The sequence below is a fragment of the Oceanobacillus sp. FSL K6-3682 genome (genome assembly GCF_037976165.1).
GTDB classification, from domain to species: Bacteria; Bacillota; Bacilli; order Bacillales; family Amphibacillaceae; genus Oceanobacillus; species Oceanobacillus sojae.
Window position 1 is genome coordinate 2,822,475 of the sequence record NZ_CP150263.1, and the last position, 15,653, is coordinate 2,838,127.

Genomic DNA, 15,653 nt, shown 5'->3' on the forward strand with positions numbered 1-15,653 from the left:
ATAATTTAAAAGCTCAGATTCTCCTGAAATTTTGGGAATCTGAGCTTTTTATATGGCTTCTTGGTTTATTGAAATTCTCAAGTGACGAAAGAAATATAATAATTTTTTATTTCAGCTCCCGTATTGTGCATGGACAGACACGTTTTTTACCTTCCGCACATAAGATTAGGCTATAGGCAATTACCTAGAAGATTTAAAGGTGCTGACTCTCGGAGGTGATGGGACTTGTCCATTGTATTATCTGCACTTGGATTATTTATTAAAGAAGCTTTATTTTTCGTCTCTTATGTAAAGAATCAATCTTTCCCCCAGCCACTATCCCCAAAAGAAGAAGCAAAATACATCCAATTAATGCAGGAAGGAGATGAAGAAGCCAGAAACAAACTGATTGAGCATAATCTCCGTCTCGTAGCTCATCTGGTGAAAAAATTTGAAAATACCGGGGAAGATATGGAAGACTTGATCTCTATCGGCACGATCGGTTTGATTAAAGGGGTTGAAAGCTTTTCTACCGGAAAAGGAACAAAGCTTGCTACTTATGCTGCGCGCTGTGTAGAGAATGAAATCCTCATGCACTTAAGAGCTTTAAAAAAGGTTAAAAAGGATGTATCCCTGCATGATCCAATTGGGCAGGATAAGGAAGGTAATGAAATCAGCTTAATTGATATTTTAGAAGCTGAAAATGAAAATGTCATTGAGTATATCCAATTAAATATGGAGATTTCTAAAATTGAACAATACTTCTCCATTCTGGACAGCCGGGAGCGCGAAGTGATTGTATACCGCTATGGTTTAAACGACCAGGATGAAATGACACAGAGGGAAATTGCGAAAAAGCTGAATATCTCCAGAAGCTATGTATCCCGTATTGAAAAGCGCGCGTTGATGAAGATTTTTCATGAGTATTATCGGAATGAGCATCCATCATTTTAAATATTGAAGTTGATTATTAAAATAAGAGTGCATATTAAAATGCTTCAAGTGAAAATTTATCACTTGAAGCATTTTTTGTATTACATCATATCATTTTTTCAGATACACCGATTCTTTTTATATGAATAAAATGACTACATAATTTAGTAAGGAGTGACGAAATTATGGTGTCATATATGGACTATACTTCCTCATCAGCCCAATTCTTTTTTGATGTAAATAAAAGTCCCCTGTTCAAAAAGGACAACAGAAACTTAATTAATGTTTTAGGAGTTCAACAGTTAAATACATTAGAAAATGTATCTCTGCTTGACATTTTTCTAAGTGAGGATAATGTTGTAGAACCGCACTATCATCAAAATGCAGCTGAGCTCGTTTACTGTATTTCCGGTGCTGCCACAGTTTCAATGCTTAAGCCATTTACAAAAGAAATAATTAACATCCCTATTACACCTGGTCAAGTCGCGAACGTTCCACAGGGTTGGTGGCATTACGAGGTCGCTACTGCAGATAACACGCATATATTAGCAATCTTTGATGCTCCAACGCCTGAGGTGGTTTTAGGTTCTGATATCTTAAAATTTACTCCCTCAAATATTATGGCCCATACTTATTGTCTGGATGAAAACCAGTGGAAAAAAGCGATAGAACCTGTAAAACCGTCAACGTATATCGGTCCTTATAAGGATTGTGAAAGAGAAAATAATAGGATGGATAAACGACAATATAGAAACAGGTCGTATCAACAGCAGGAATATATTCAGCAGTATCAGCAAGATCCCTATGCTCCAGGATATCCATATTATTGAAATAGGTTAAGGAGTATAACGGAAACATGGTTTAAGCCATGTTTCTGTTTCATTTCATATTGATTCAAGGACTTATAAACAATATTTTTCTAAAAAAACAAAAAAATCAATCTAATTTGCTCATTGGTATTTATTAATTAGATAAATAGTGTAAAATAAATGTAAATAGAAAAAGTTTACTAATAGTAAATTTTTGAAGGGGGATTACACATAGATGTCTGAATTAAAAGATAAATTAAAAGGACTTGCTAAAAGAGTAGAAGCATTAGAAGGAAAAATTACTACTGAAGAAGCGACTAAAACAAGTATTATTATGCCTTTCTTTCAAATTCTGGGTTATGATGTATTTAATCCAAGTGAATTTACTCCAGAATATACAGCTGATGTCGGGATAAAAAAAGGAGAGAAAGTGGATTATGCTATCATGGACAACGATCTTCCTGTGATTTTGATTGAAGCCAAGTCAATTGCAGAACAATTACACAAGCATGATTCACAATTATTCCGCTATTTTGGAACTACGACAGCTAAGTTTGCTATACTTACAAATGGAATCGAGTACAAATTTTTTACTGACCTGGATGAACAGAATAAAATGGATTCCTCTCCTTTTTTCGAATTTGATTTGCTTGATTTAAAGGATAGTGAAATTATAGAATTAGAAAAATTTAAAAAAGATAAATTTGACTTAGAAAATATATTCAGCACTGCTTCAGAATTAAAGTATACAAGTAAAATCAAATCTTTGCTAACAGAGATATGGGAGGAACCAAATGAAGAATTTGTTTCATTCGTTTTAGCCCATGTATATGAAGGACGTAAAACAAAAAATATTCTCAACCAATTTTCTCCAATCGTTAAACAATCATTAAAACAGTTTATTAATGAGTTAGTGAACAAAAAATTAAGTGCGGCATTAAACTCTACCAGTGATGAGAATAAAGTTAAAGATGAAAGTAAACAGCCTGAAAATGCGTCTGATGATGAAATTGATATTGATGCTGGAATCATCACCACAGAAGAAGAAATTCAAGGTTTTGCTATTGCTAAAATTATTTTGTCTGAAATAATAGAAGAGGACAGAATTTACTATCGTGATACTAAAAGTTATTTTAATATTCTATTAGATGATAACATTAGAAAGTGGGTCTGTCGTTTAGGCCTGGATTACAATAAAAAATATATTCGATTCAACGACAGTGATAAAACTACCGTATATATAGAGAAAGTATCTGACTTAATGAATCATAAAGAAAAACTAAAAACTGTTACCGCTTCTTTAATCAATTAAATTATGGATAAATTAAAAAGAGAGAAGCTCAACCTAAAGCTTCTCTCTCCCATACTCTCTATTCTTTTTCAATCTCCACATTCTTCGACGGTGAGAATGTGGAAATAGCGTGTTTAAAAATAAGCTGCTGCTTGCCATCTGTTTCTAACAGTACCGTAAAATTATCAAATGCTTTTACCGTTCCTCTTAATTGAAAACCGTTTGTTAAAAAAACTGTTACAAAGATATGATTTTTTCGCAGCTGATTCAAATATTGATCTTGAATGTTCACGGATTGAGCCATAAATGAGTTCCTCCTCTTTTCTATCTATACATCTTTATTCGATTTATTATTCTAAAAATCCTGCTAAATCACTTAAAATTAATTTCATTTGTTGCGATGCTTCTTTTTCAGTCAGCTGATACCAGTTCACATCCAGCTTATTCCGAAACCAAGTAAGCTGTCTTTTCGCATATTTTCGTGAGTTTTGTTTTACCGCAGCAATCGCATCTGTTTGTGATAATCGATTTTCCAAATAGGCAACAATCTCCTTATATCCAATCGCATGCATTGATTGACAGTCCTTATAACCTTTTTCAATAAGCGCCTGGACTTCATCGATTAAGCCTGCCTCTATCATTTGGTCCACCCGCCGGTTAATCCGATCATATAATATTGCTCGTTCCATATCTAATCCGATAATAAATGGATCATACGGAGACTCTGCCTGCTGCTCTTTTTGGTAGTCCGACATTGTCAGTCCGGTCAGTTCATAGACCTCTAATGCGCGCACAAGACGCCTATGATTATTTGGATGAACTTTTCCCGCTTGTTCCGGGTCGACCTGCTTCAAGCGCTCATAAAGCTTTTCTGTACCTTCTGCTTCAATCTGCTGAAACAGCTGATTTGTTAACTCCTCATCACGACGCTGATCAGAAAAATGATAATCAAACAGTACAGATTGAATATACAATCCGCTTCCCCCAACAATAATAGGAAGGTTACCTCGCTCATGAACAGCTTCAATATGATATTTCACATGCTCTTGGAAATCCGCCACAGAAAACGGCTGATCAGGACGGATAATATCAATCATATGATGAGGGATGCCTTCTGTTTCTTCTTGTGTTACCTTTGCCGTTCCAATATCCATTCCAATATATATTTGTGTCGAATCACCGCTGATAATTTCTCCCTGGAACTTTTTTGCAGCGGCAATTCCTAATGCTGTCTTTCCGACTGCAGTTGGTCCTACGATAGAAACTACTTTTTTCTTCATTTACCTATTCCTCAACTTCAATATTTTTGTTCCCATTCTACATAATACGCTTAAACATCTTTTCTAATTCATAGGTAGAGAAATGAACAATAATCGGTCTGCCATGCGGGCATGTAAAAGGATCTGTTGTACTGCGTAAATCCTCAAGCAATTGGAACATTTCTTCATTTGTTAAATAATGATTTGCCTTTATCGAACGTTTACAGGACATTAATATCGCCGCTTCCTCACGTATCTTTTCTACATTAACTGTTGATTCCTGAATAAACTGATCTACCATTTCACGTATAATTTCTTCTTCAAAACCTGTTGGAAACCATGTTGGATGAGAACGTATGACATAAGTTTGGCTGCCAAAAGGTTCAAAAAATAATCCGGCTTGTTCCAACGTATTCTTTGCTTCTTCGATAAAAATAGCTTCTTTTCTAGAAAAGTCAAAGGTCATCGGTATTAAAAGCTCCTGTGATTCATTAATTGGCTTGCCCAGCTTGTTTTTAAAAAATTCATATTTAACCCGCTCTTGCGCTGCATGCTGATCTACCATATATAAGCCATTTTCGTTTTGTGCCATAATATAGGTTCCTTGCAGCTGGCCAATTGGATACATCATTGGTACCCGTGTGTGCTGTTCTATTCTCTCTTCTGTTTCAAGAGGGGCTAAGATGTCTTTTAAAGGCTCCTCAGAGGCTCCGGCTTCTTGGCTGATACTTGATTCGTATCCTTCCCCATTCATCTCTATGTCCTTATTCTCGTCACGAAGATAGGCGGGTTCATCCTTGTGAAATGGATTCTCTTCCTTGATAACCGGCTCTGATTTTTCAAATTCAATATTTTTCCCGGTTTCCTGAAATGGATTGACAGGCTCCGTCTCGAATTGAAAAGTATGCTGTTCTGATTTTTCTCTTGGTTCCGGCTTTTTCGTTACTTCTGGAATAAGCGTCATTTTCCGAAAATGAGACTGTATCATATCTCTGACAGCTGCATAAAGCTCTTTTTCTTTACTGAAACGAACCTCGAGCTTAGCAGGGTGGACATTCACATCAACCAATATAGAATCCATTTCAATGGAAAGGACAACAATTGGTGATCGGCCAATTGGAAGCAATGTATGATACCCTTCGATCACCGCTTTATTTATAGCAACGTTTCGGACAAATCTGCCATTAATAATGGTGGACATATAATTTCTGGACGCTCTCGTTACTTCCGGTTTCGCTATATATCCAGTAATCGTAAAATCTAATGTCCGGTATTCAACTGGTGACATTTGCTTGGCAACACTCATCCCATATACTTGTGAAATCACCTGAAGCATATCATTATTTCCTGATGTTTTTAAAAGCCCCTTGCCATTATGAGTTGCTTCAATCCGAATTTCCGGATGAGCCAGTCCCATCCGGTTCAAAACATCTGAGATATGCCCAAGCTCTGTATGCAGGCTCTTCATATATTTCAAACGCGCCGGTGTATTATAGAATAAATCTCTGACAACAATTTCTGTTCCTTGACGGGCATCGCTTTTACCTCTTTTGACCACTTCTCCGCCTTCTAATTCTAATGACACTCCTGCTGCGTTTCCTTCAGAAGTTTGAATAGAGAGTCTGCTTACAGAAGCAATACTCGCCAGTGCCTCTCCGCGGAATCCCAGTGTTTTCACATGGAATAAGTCAGTTTCTGTACTTATTTTACTTGTAGCATGTGGTAAAAAAGCTTTCTCCACATCTTCAGCAGCAATTCCAGAACCATTATCAACAATTCGTATTTCCGATAATCCTGCTTCATGTACATCGATTCGTATCCAGGTCGCTCCCGCATCAATGCTGTTTTCCATGATTTCTTTTACGACCGACGCGGGGCGTTCTACCACTTCCCCTGCCGCAATTTTATTTGCTAAGCTATCCGGCATTTGCATAATTGGCATGCTATCACCTTCCTATAAATGCGTGTTCAAAAAGTTGCCAAATTAGAAGCAAATCGGCAAAACCACTTCAACGATGAGATTCGCCGCTTATCATTTGGTGATTTTTTGAACTTCCTATTACTTTATCTTTTTCTGCAGGCGATACAGCTCATTCATAGCCTCTAATGGATTCATTTCCAATATATTTAAGCTTTTAAGCTCTTCCAAAGCTGTATTTTCTTTATTACTTAACTTTGCTCTCTTATTTTCTTTTCTGTTCTCCTCCACAAAGAAGGATAATTGATCTGATTGAGCTTCTTCCGGTTCAAGCGATGCTGCTGACTCGTTCAGATCTTCTTTTGTACCGATGCTTTCAAAGCCTTTCAGAATAACAGAAGCACGGTTGATTAATTCGTCAGGCAAATCAGCTAATTTAGCTACATGAATCCCGTAGCTTTGATCCGCTGCTCCTTCTTTAATTTGATGAAGAAAAACAACATTTCCTTCATGCTCTTCCGCACGGACATGGATGTTTTTTAAGTGCTCTAACGAAGCTTCTAAAGCGGTCAGTTCATGATAATGGGTTGAAAACAGTGTTTTAGCATGAATATGGTTATGAATATACTCCACAATTGCCTGAGCCAAGGCCATCCCATCATACGTGCTTGTCCCCCGTCCAATTTCGTCTAATAGAATCAGACTGTTGGAGGTAGCATTTTGAATAGCATGCCTCGCTTCAAGCATCTCTACCATAAAGGTACTCTGCCCGGAAACAAGGTCATCTGCAGCACCTATCCTTGTAAAAATTTGATCAAAGACAGGTAATATCCCTGATTCAGCCGGGATAAAGCAGCCAGTCTGCCCCATAATCGCAATCAGAGCTACCTGTCGCATATAGGTACTCTTACCGGACATATTTGGACCAGTAATCAGCAGCATCTGATTATTGTCATCTAACTGCACATCATTGGGCACATAAGTTCCGCTCTTCATCACTTGCTCGACAACTGGATGGCGGCCGCCTTCTACAGAGAACACACCTTTTTGAAAGGCAGGACGCTTATAATTATTTTCTTCACTAATCGTTGCAAATCCTTGTAACACATCTATTTCACTAATTATTTGTGCAAGCTGCTGAATTAATGGAATATCCTGCTTGATCCGTTCTCTGAGTTTAATAAATAAATCATACTCCAGTTCAACACTTTTCTCATCTGCCTCTAAAATAAGTGTTTCTTTCTCTTTTAACTCTGGTGTGATAAATCGCTCCGCATTTGTAAGTGTTTGTTTACGGTCATAGCGGTCATCCTTTAGTAAAGGCAGATTTGGTCTCGTCACTTCAATGTAATAGCCAAATACACGGTTATATCCTATTTTAAGCGATTTAATACCGGTTAGTTCCCGTTCTTTTTTCTCTAAAGCTGCAATCCATTGTTTTCCGTTCCTGGAAGCATCGCGATATTTATCTAATTCTTCATGGTAGCCTTCCTTAATCAGAGCTCCTTCTTTGATAGAGATTGGCGGCTCTTCTACTAAACTTTTTTCCAAAAGGTCCACAATATAATCTGGGTAGATTAAAGAATCTGCCAGGTCTGTTACTTCAGAAACCTTAAGCTGCCCAAGTGTCTCTTTAATCGCAGGAATTTTCTGCAGCGATTGTTTTAACTGAATTAAATCTCTTGCATTAACATTCCCGAAAGCAATTCTTCCAGATAAACGTTCTAAGTCATATACTGATTTTAAGCTCTCTCTTAAGCTCTCCCGTTCCATAAAAGCATCCAGGAAAGTCCCGACAATCTCAAGACGGCGGTTTATTTTAACTTGATTTAACAACGGACGCTCCAGCCATTTTTTCAGCATTCTGGCTCCCATTGCTGTTACTGTCTTATCGAGCACCCATAATAAACTGCCATGCTTCGATTTTTTCATAATGGACTCTGTCAGCTCTAAATTACGTTTTGAATACATATCCAGGCTCATATATTGTTTTAATTCAATTACTTCTGCCGGCTGCAGATGATCTAAGGAGCGTTTTTGGGTATTCTGGATATAATTCAATAATCTGCTGAAAGCCTTCATCAGACGCTCATCATTTAAGTTCTCACTTAAATCGCGAAATTCTGCATTAAAATTCACTTCATCCTGATAGGACAGAGTAATCTGCAATCGTTCCCGGAGCTGTGCTTGCATTTCTTCAGGCAGGTTTGAGGAAACTACAATTTCCTTTACCGGCTGATGGTAAAATTCGTGAATCACACTATCCCAGCCGTCCTCCATTAAAGCAAGGCGATTCTCGCCGGTTGACAAATCGTTATAAGCAATCACAAAGGAGCCATCTTCAAAATGAGACAGGCTGCCGATATAATTGTTCTCTCCCTCCACAAGCATGTTGCTCTCCATAACCGTTCCCGGTGTAATCATTTGGACAACTTCCCGTTTAACAACACCTTTAGCTGTCTTTGGGTCTTCAACCTGCTCGCAGATAGCTACCTTGTACCCTTTTTCAATCAGTACCTTAATATAATTTTCTGCAGAATGATAAGGCACTCCGCACATTGGAATCGGGTCATTACCTCCCGCCCGTTTAGTTAAAGTAATTTCCAGCTCCTGTGCAGCCTTTGTTGCATCATCATAGAACAACTCATAGAAATCCCCGAGCCGATAAAATAAAAAGGCATCCTTATATTGTGATTTTATTTCTATGTATTGCTGCATCATTGGTGTTAATTTAGCCATAAAAAAGTTCCTCCAGCTTGCTATAATTATCTATTTTACTTCTATTTATATTGTAAACAGCTTCTTATATTGTTTGGTCTCATGCATCTTTTAAATGAAAATTTTAAGATGGATGGAATTTCATTATAGCATATTCCAAAGCATCCTTGTCCTATCTTGTTTGAAAAGAAAACGAGAGTATAGCTACCCTCGCTTCATTTTAATCTTTGTGTTTATGATGAATAAAATCTGGACGAATATCTTCTGCTTCATCATCGGTCATTTCATAATCCCACATAACATCATCTTCATCGTCATCGCTTTTCCAGTTTGGCTTTACTTTTACACAGATTTTTGTTTCACCAATAATCTGAACAACAAATTCACGTTCAATATCGATAGACACACTTCCACCTTTATCTGAAATCATGCACTCTAAGCAGTTGGGCTGCTGAAGCACTTTTGCAATAATATCGTATTCATCATTAATACAATTATCATCCTTCACAGATAAAGGAACTAAATCTGTATACTCCACCCTTTCTGTAACAACCTCTGTTTTCGTGTTGTCGTTGTAAGAATACCATACATTAATATCATAACTGCCACTGATAATGACAGTATCCTCAGACTTCTTCTTTGCGTGGTACAAATGGTTAATTACCCAGCATCCAAGAATACTTGTCGGACGATGGCTTGGAGTTATGGTATGGGTATCTTTGGTGAATTTTCTGCCTTTACCACATACTGCTTTCGTAATGATTTCTCTATATTCTTTATCAAGAAAAGTCATGATACATTTTACCTCCTCTTTTTTCATAGTCATTTTATGCACGGCAAATACCTAAAGTGCATAACTATTGCCAAGAAAAAAGAAAAGGAGCCGCCTCATAATAGCTTGAAAGGTTTTTATTTTTAAAAATGGGCTAAAAGTGGGCGCCTTTAACTGCTATAATGATGAATTTCTCTTTTTATATTCAGCGATAAAGAAAAGCCGGACAAATAACTGTCCGACTTTATCTGCTTATTCATTTTATTAAATTGATACAAAATTAGTGCGCACAGCTGGAACTATTTTGTGTTTGCGAACCTGTCTCACCTTTTAGCACATCGCCGCCTGTAGATTCAATAATATCATTTGTAACTGTACGGGATATTGTTTTGGAAACCAGCTGTAAGACATCATTTACAACAATTTGTGTTTCTTTAAACTCCTGAACAACAGGAATTTCATCAATTTCATTTTGTAATCGGTCAATTTCCTGCTCGATCCGCTGTAAGGCTTCCTTCTTATCATAGGCTTGGAAGTTTACCGCCTGTTTTTGTAAGGTTTTAATTTTCTTAATCAAGCTTTGGACTTTTTTATTCTGGTTTAATTTAGCCTCCACTTGTTTGAAACGTTCAATTTCTTCTGTATTTGCAAGCATTGCAGCTAATTTTCTCGCTTCATCAAGTACTTCTTTCCGCTCATACATTGCCATCTTATTCCACCTCAACTCTATTCTCGGCCATTACACCATTTAGTGACCATGTTTTCGTGTCTGTAATTTCTACCTCAACAATCTGCCCAATTACGGATTTAGGTCCTTTAAAGTTTACTAATTTATTCCGTTCTGTATAGCCGGCAAGAACATCTGGATCCTTCTTACTCTCTCCTTCAACAAGCACCTTAACAACTTCACCCTGATAAGTCTTCATTGATTCTGCTGATTGCTTATTAACCAGCTCATTTAAACGATATAAGCGCTGTTTTTTTACTTCTTCGGGTACATCATCTTTCTTTCTGGCAGCAGGTGTGCCTTCCCGTGGTGAATAGATGTAAGTATAAGCTGCTTCGAATCCTACTTCTTCCATTAATGTCATCGTTTCTTCAAACTGCTCTTCCGTTTCGTTCGGGAAGCCGACAATAATGTCTGTCGTAAGTGTCGCGTTAGGCATTGCTTCACGAATTTTTCGAACCAATTCTAAATATTCTTCCCTGGTATACTTACGATTCATTTTCTTTAATATTTCGCTGCTTCCAGATTGAACTGGCAAATGAATATGATCCAAAAGATTTCCGCCCTGTGCCAGAACTTCAATTAAACGATCATCAAAGTCGCGGGGATGCGAGGTTGTAAACCGGACACGCGGGATGTCAATTTTATGAATATCATCCATTAAATCGCCTAAGCCATATTCAATATCTTCAAAGTCTTTTCCATACGCGTTCACATTTTGACCGAGAAGCGTAACCTCTTTATAGCCCTGTGCGACAAGGTGACGTACTTCCTGAATAATATCCTGAGGACGGCGGCTGCGTTCTTTCCCTCGTGTCATTGGTACAATACAGTATGTACAGAACTTATCACAACCGTACATAATATTAACCCATGCTTTGATTTTACCTTTACGTACTTTCGGCAGATTCTCAATAATGTCGCCTTCTTTAGACCACACTTCAACAATCATTTCTTTACCGAACAATGCTTCTTTGACAAGATGCGGCAGACGGTGAATATTATGTGTTCCAAAAATCAAATCAATATGCTGATGTTTTTTCAAAATCCGGTCTACCACGGATTCTTCCTGTGACATACAGCCGCATACGCCAATAATAAGATCCGGTTTTTCCAATTTCAACGGTTTTAAATGCCCAATTTCACCGAATACTTTATTTTCAGCATTTTCACGGATAGCACAAGTATTAAGCAGGATAATATCCGCTTCTTCCGTTACATTTGTGGACTCATAGCCCATCTCAGATAAAATACCAGCCATTACTTCTGTATCATGCTCGTTCATTTGACAGCCATAGGTTCGTATTAGAAACTTTTTGCCTTCCCCAATTCGTTGCATATCCTCCGGGATAGAGAAATCATAATGAAACTGAATATCTTCCTTGCGACGTTTTCTCGCTTTCTTTATATCTGGAGCTTGCGGCTCATATTCCGCATGAAAATATTTAGCGATTAATTCTTCACTGGATGTATTCTTAATTCGTTCAATATTTGCTTCTTCGCTACGAATCTGGGCCTGCTGTTTACGTTGTTCTTCGTTCATCAGGTTGATCCCCCTTCTTTCATCGATTCATATGTATTGATGCACTAACTTACAGTATAAAGCCTACAGAAAAATTGTACAATACTCAAGGCTGTAAACATTAAAAAAATCTCTTTTTTCAAATTTGAAAAAAGAGATTTTTTCTAATCCATAAAGAAATAATTGCTAAATTACCAATTAATTTGAGAACGGGTATGCTTCTGTCCAATTGGGCAGTATATATGCCTCTTCTTATTGAACAGATGCCCGAAACATCCCTTATCTTGGCTCAATAATTAACTTAATCGCTGTACGTTCCTCATTATCAATTAAAATATCTGTAAATGCTGGTATACAGATTAAATCGACCCCACTTGGTGCTACAAAACCGCGAGCTATAGCAACTGCTTTGACGGATTGATTCAATGCTCCCGCACCGATCGCCTGGATTTCAGCCGTACCCCGTTCCCTAAGTACATTTGCCAAAGCTCCTGCCACTGAGTTTGGATTTGATTTTGCTGAAACTTTTAAAACTTCCATCACTAGTACCTCCTCATGTGCTATTTATACATTTATTGCTACTATTTCTCCTGGAGATGTATACCTTGTTCGACTGGACAATAAGCAGATATTATGCAAAGAAGGGGTGATCGTCATTAATGATAATCCTTGCAATGCTTAATGCTTTACCAGTCGAATCGTCCGTACTAATAAATACTCCATTTAGTTGTGTTCTTCCCTTTTTTTCGATTTCGAAACGTACTGGAAGGGAAGTTTGAAATCTTTTAATAACGGATTCCTTCTCCACGCCTAATATCGCATCATACGGTCCTGTCATCCCCACATCTGATATATATGCAGTACCACCGGGCAATATTCTTTCGTCGGCAGTTTGTGTATGGGTATGTGTGCCGACAACAGCTGTTACTCTTCCGTCTAAATACCAGCCAATTGCTTGTTTCTCACTTGTTGCTTCCCCATGAAAGTCTACAAAAACCGTTTTGGTTCTTTTTTTAGCCTCCTCAACTAACTGATCCGCTTTTTCAAATGGATCATCAATTGGCGGAAGGAATGTTCTTCCTTGCAGATTAATCACGGCAGCTTCTTTCCCATTAATATTCGTATAAGTAATGCCTTTTCCAGGATTATTTTCTGGAAAATTTGCCGGGCGGATCATAGCCGGTGCCTGATCAATAAACTCAAAAATTTCTTTTTTATCCCAAGTGTGGTTTCCCATTGTAATGACATGAGCACCTGCTTGCAGAAATTGCTTATAAATTTTTTCTGTGATTCCTTTTCCTGCAGCGGCATTCTCTCCATTTATAATGGTTAAATTCGGCTTATATTTTTCTTTTAATTTCGGCAAGTACTCCGTAATCATATCTCTTCCCGGAGAACCTACAACATCACCAATAAATAATATTTTCATTATTATCCAACCTTCCTTTGCTCCTGCTACATACACCCATATTATAATTCTCAAAAAAGGAGTCAATACCAAAATCTATGGGGACAAACAGCATTGAATTTGTTACTAGCAGCCGTTACGAAATACACTACGCTAGTTAAGTATCATTATCATAAGTATTCATATATTCCACCCATAGATTTTTGCTGAAAAACTCCAAAAAGAATCAGAACTTTTTTATTTTCTTTAAAATACAGGATAGCTTATTTTACCTGAAAAAGTAAATGTATGCTCATCCTCAAATTTATATTTTTTATAGAACAAAAAAACAAAGGCGACATATGCCGCCCTTGCTTTTATTTTGCGTATTCAACTGCTCTTGTTTCCCGAATAACCGTAATCTTAATATGTCCAGGGTAGTCGAGCTCCCCTTCAATACGTTTTCTGATATCACGTGCAATTCTCGCTGATTCCATGTCATCAATATCATCAGGACGAACCATGATACGAATTTCACGACCGGCTTGGATAGCAAATGACTTCTCTACGCCTTCAAATGACTCAGATATCTCTTCCAGTTTTTCTAGACGCTTGATATAATTTTCAAGTGTTTCACTTCGAGCTCCTGGTCTGGCAGCAGAAAGTGCATCTGCAGCTGCAACTAATACAGCGATAACGGAGGTTGCCTCTTCATCTCCGTGGTGGGAAGCAATTGAATTTATAACAACTTCAGGTTCTTTGTATTTCATTGCCAATTCTTTACCAATTTCAACGTGACTGCCTTCCACTTCATGATCTATCGCTTTTCCGATATCATGCAGCAGGCCGGCTCTTTTAGCAAGATTTATATCTTCACCTAATTCAGCCGCCAGCAGTCCTGACAAGTAAGCAACTTCCATTGAGTGCTTCAAGACATTTTGACCGTAGCTTGTACGATATTTCAAACGACCCAGAATCTTTACAAGATCCGGATGTAATCCATGGACTCCAACTTCGAATGTTGTTTCTTCACCCACTTCACGTATATATTCATCAACATCACGTCTTGATTTTTCAACCATCTCTTCAATACGTGCCGGATGAATTCTACCATCTTGTACAAGTCTTTCTAATGCCATTCGTGCGATTTCACGCCGTATCGGATCAAAACCGGAAAGAATAACTGCTTCAGGGGTATCATCAATAATTAAATCAATTCCTGTTAATGTTTCTAATGTACGGATATTCCGTCCTTCTCTACCGATAATGCGGCCTTTCATCTCATCGTTTGGCAAGTTCACAACAGAGACCGTTGTTTCAGCAACGTGATCAGCTGCGCATCTTTGAAGTGCAAGTGATAAGATATTTTTCGCTTTCTTATCTGCTTCTTCATTCGCACGATTTTCAGCTTCTTTAATCATTACCGCTGATTCGTGCTGTACTTCTTTTTCGATACGCTCTAAAATAAGTTGTCTCGCTTGTTCGGTTGTATATCCTGAAATGCGCTCAAGCTCAGCTTGCTGCTCGTCTTTCATAGCTTCCACTTTGCTTTTCATTTCTTCAATTTGTTGTTGTTGTTCCACTAAAGTTTGTTCTTTCTGTTCAAGCAGAACTTCACGTTTGTCTAATGTTTCACTTTTTCTGTCCAGATTTTCTTCTTTTTGCATCAGACGATTTTCTTGCTTCTGAGCTTCCATACGACGCTCACGAATCTCATCTTCGGCTTGCTGACGAAGCTTGTGATTCTCATCCTTTGCTTCCAGAAGCGCCTCTTTCTTAGCAGCATCTGCATTTCTACGTGCTTCGTCCATAATTTGTTTAGCTAATGTTTCCGCACTAGAAATCTTAGCTTCTGCAATAGATTTACGTACCAGATAACCAACAACAATACCGACGACTAGAGCAAGCAAAATGGAGATGATAATAATAGCTGTGTTCATAACTTCACCTCCTATTGCCTATAAAATTGTAAATTGCGTATTTGTCGGCATATCACATTTTCAAATGCATTAAAATAAAGGTAATTTCATAATACAAATTATAAAATTATACACTATTAATATTAATTCTCACCAGCCTGAATGTCAAGGAGCACCCGATATATAAATTAAAATATATTCGAAATTTTGTTATATAGTTTGTTTATAAGAACAAACCCCTGCAAAACATCCTATAGTTTAAGAGTGTGCTACTCTTGACGAAACGCCGATGATATCAGGTTTCCGGTATACATTTAGCTGTTCCGAAATGTGTTATTTCCTCCCGTTTTTGACATTCAGAGCTGGGTATAGTATTCCTGAACTTCAGAACAAAAGCGCAGAGCGCCTGCTTAAAAACG

Annotated in this window: 13 protein-coding genes; 3 read left to right on the plus strand and 10 right to left on the minus strand. The window is 37.7% G+C overall.

Annotated features, from left to right (window positions below):
* The first annotated feature begins 225 nt into the window (after window positions 1-225).
* The 3 genes from sigK (at window position 226) to MHH51_RS14155 (ending at window position 3,033) form a co-directional block, all read left to right on the plus strand.
* Complete coding sequence (gene sigK, locus MHH51_RS14145; protein WP_147209483.1) at window positions 226-933, plus strand: RNA polymerase sporulation sigma factor SigK; 708 nt, start codon at window positions 226-228, stop codon at window positions 931-933.
* Window positions 934-1,097: 164 nt separating this feature from the next.
* The gene (locus tag MHH51_RS14150; protein ID WP_339282356.1) at window positions 1,098-1,742 is read left to right on the plus strand and encodes a cupin domain-containing protein; all 645 of its coding nucleotides are present in this window, start codon (window positions 1,098-1,100) and stop codon (window positions 1,740-1,742) included.
* A gap of 214 nt (window positions 1,743-1,956) precedes the next feature.
* The gene (locus MHH51_RS14155) at window positions 1,957-3,033 is read left to right on the plus strand and encodes a type I restriction endonuclease (protein WP_147209485.1); all 1,077 of its coding nucleotides are present in this window, start codon (window positions 1,957-1,959) and stop codon (window positions 3,031-3,033) included.
* A 58-nt stretch (window positions 3,034-3,091) separates the two neighbouring features.
* Here MHH51_RS14155 and hfq read toward each other — a convergent pair whose 3' ends face one another.
* The 10 genes from hfq to rny form a co-directional block, all read right to left on the minus strand.
* Window positions 3,092-3,316 carry an RNA chaperone Hfq gene (hfq, locus tag MHH51_RS14160; RefSeq protein WP_077601236.1) on the minus strand — a complete coding sequence of 75 codons (225 nt, stop codon included), beginning with the start codon at window positions 3,314-3,316 and terminating at the stop codon, window positions 3,092-3,094.
* Between the two features lie 46 nt (window positions 3,317-3,362).
* Window positions 3,363-4,292, minus strand: coding sequence for a tRNA (adenosine(37)-N6)-dimethylallyltransferase MiaA (miaA, locus tag MHH51_RS14165; RefSeq protein ID WP_147209486.1), 930 nt, complete (start codon window positions 4,290-4,292; stop codon window positions 3,363-3,365).
* A 37-nt stretch (window positions 4,293-4,329) separates the two neighbouring features.
* Window positions 4,330-6,213, minus strand: a complete 1,884-nt coding sequence (mutL, locus tag MHH51_RS14170; RefSeq protein WP_339282357.1) for a DNA mismatch repair endonuclease MutL — start codon at window positions 6,211-6,213, stop codon at window positions 4,330-4,332.
* Window positions 6,214-6,330: 117 nt separating this feature from the next.
* The gene (gene mutS / locus MHH51_RS14175) at window positions 6,331-8,928 is read right to left on the minus strand and encodes a DNA mismatch repair protein MutS (RefSeq protein WP_339282358.1); all 2,598 of its coding nucleotides are present in this window, start codon (window positions 8,926-8,928) and stop codon (window positions 6,331-6,333) included.
* Window positions 8,929-9,127: 199 nt separating this feature from the next.
* On the minus strand, window positions 9,128-9,700 hold the full coding sequence (locus tag MHH51_RS14180) for an outer spore coat protein CotE (RefSeq protein ID WP_147209489.1): 573 nt from the start codon (window positions 9,698-9,700) through the stop codon (window positions 9,128-9,130).
* A gap of 259 nt (window positions 9,701-9,959) precedes the next feature.
* Window positions 9,960-10,388, minus strand: coding sequence for a YlbF family regulator (locus MHH51_RS14185; RefSeq protein ID WP_147209490.1), 429 nt, complete (start codon window positions 10,386-10,388; stop codon window positions 9,960-9,962).
* A 1-nt stretch (window position 10,389) separates the two neighbouring features.
* Complete coding sequence (miaB, locus tag MHH51_RS14190) at window positions 10,390-11,949, minus strand: tRNA (N6-isopentenyl adenosine(37)-C2)-methylthiotransferase MiaB (RefSeq protein WP_147209491.1); 1,560 nt, start codon at window positions 11,947-11,949, stop codon at window positions 10,390-10,392.
* Between the two features lie 258 nt (window positions 11,950-12,207).
* Window positions 12,208-12,468: a stage V sporulation protein S gene (locus MHH51_RS14195; RefSeq protein ID WP_042534912.1), complete on the minus strand. Its 261-nt coding sequence runs from the start codon at window positions 12,466-12,468 to the stop codon at window positions 12,208-12,210.
* Between the two features lie 91 nt (window positions 12,469-12,559).
* Window positions 12,560-13,357, minus strand: a complete 798-nt coding sequence (locus MHH51_RS14200; protein WP_147209492.1) for a TIGR00282 family metallophosphoesterase — start codon at window positions 13,355-13,357, stop codon at window positions 12,560-12,562.
* Window positions 13,358-13,692: 335 nt separating this feature from the next.
* Window positions 13,693-15,255, minus strand: coding sequence for a ribonuclease Y (gene rny, locus MHH51_RS14205; protein ID WP_147209493.1), 1,563 nt, complete (start codon window positions 15,253-15,255; stop codon window positions 13,693-13,695).
* Window positions 15,256-15,653: the final 398 nt, after the last annotated feature.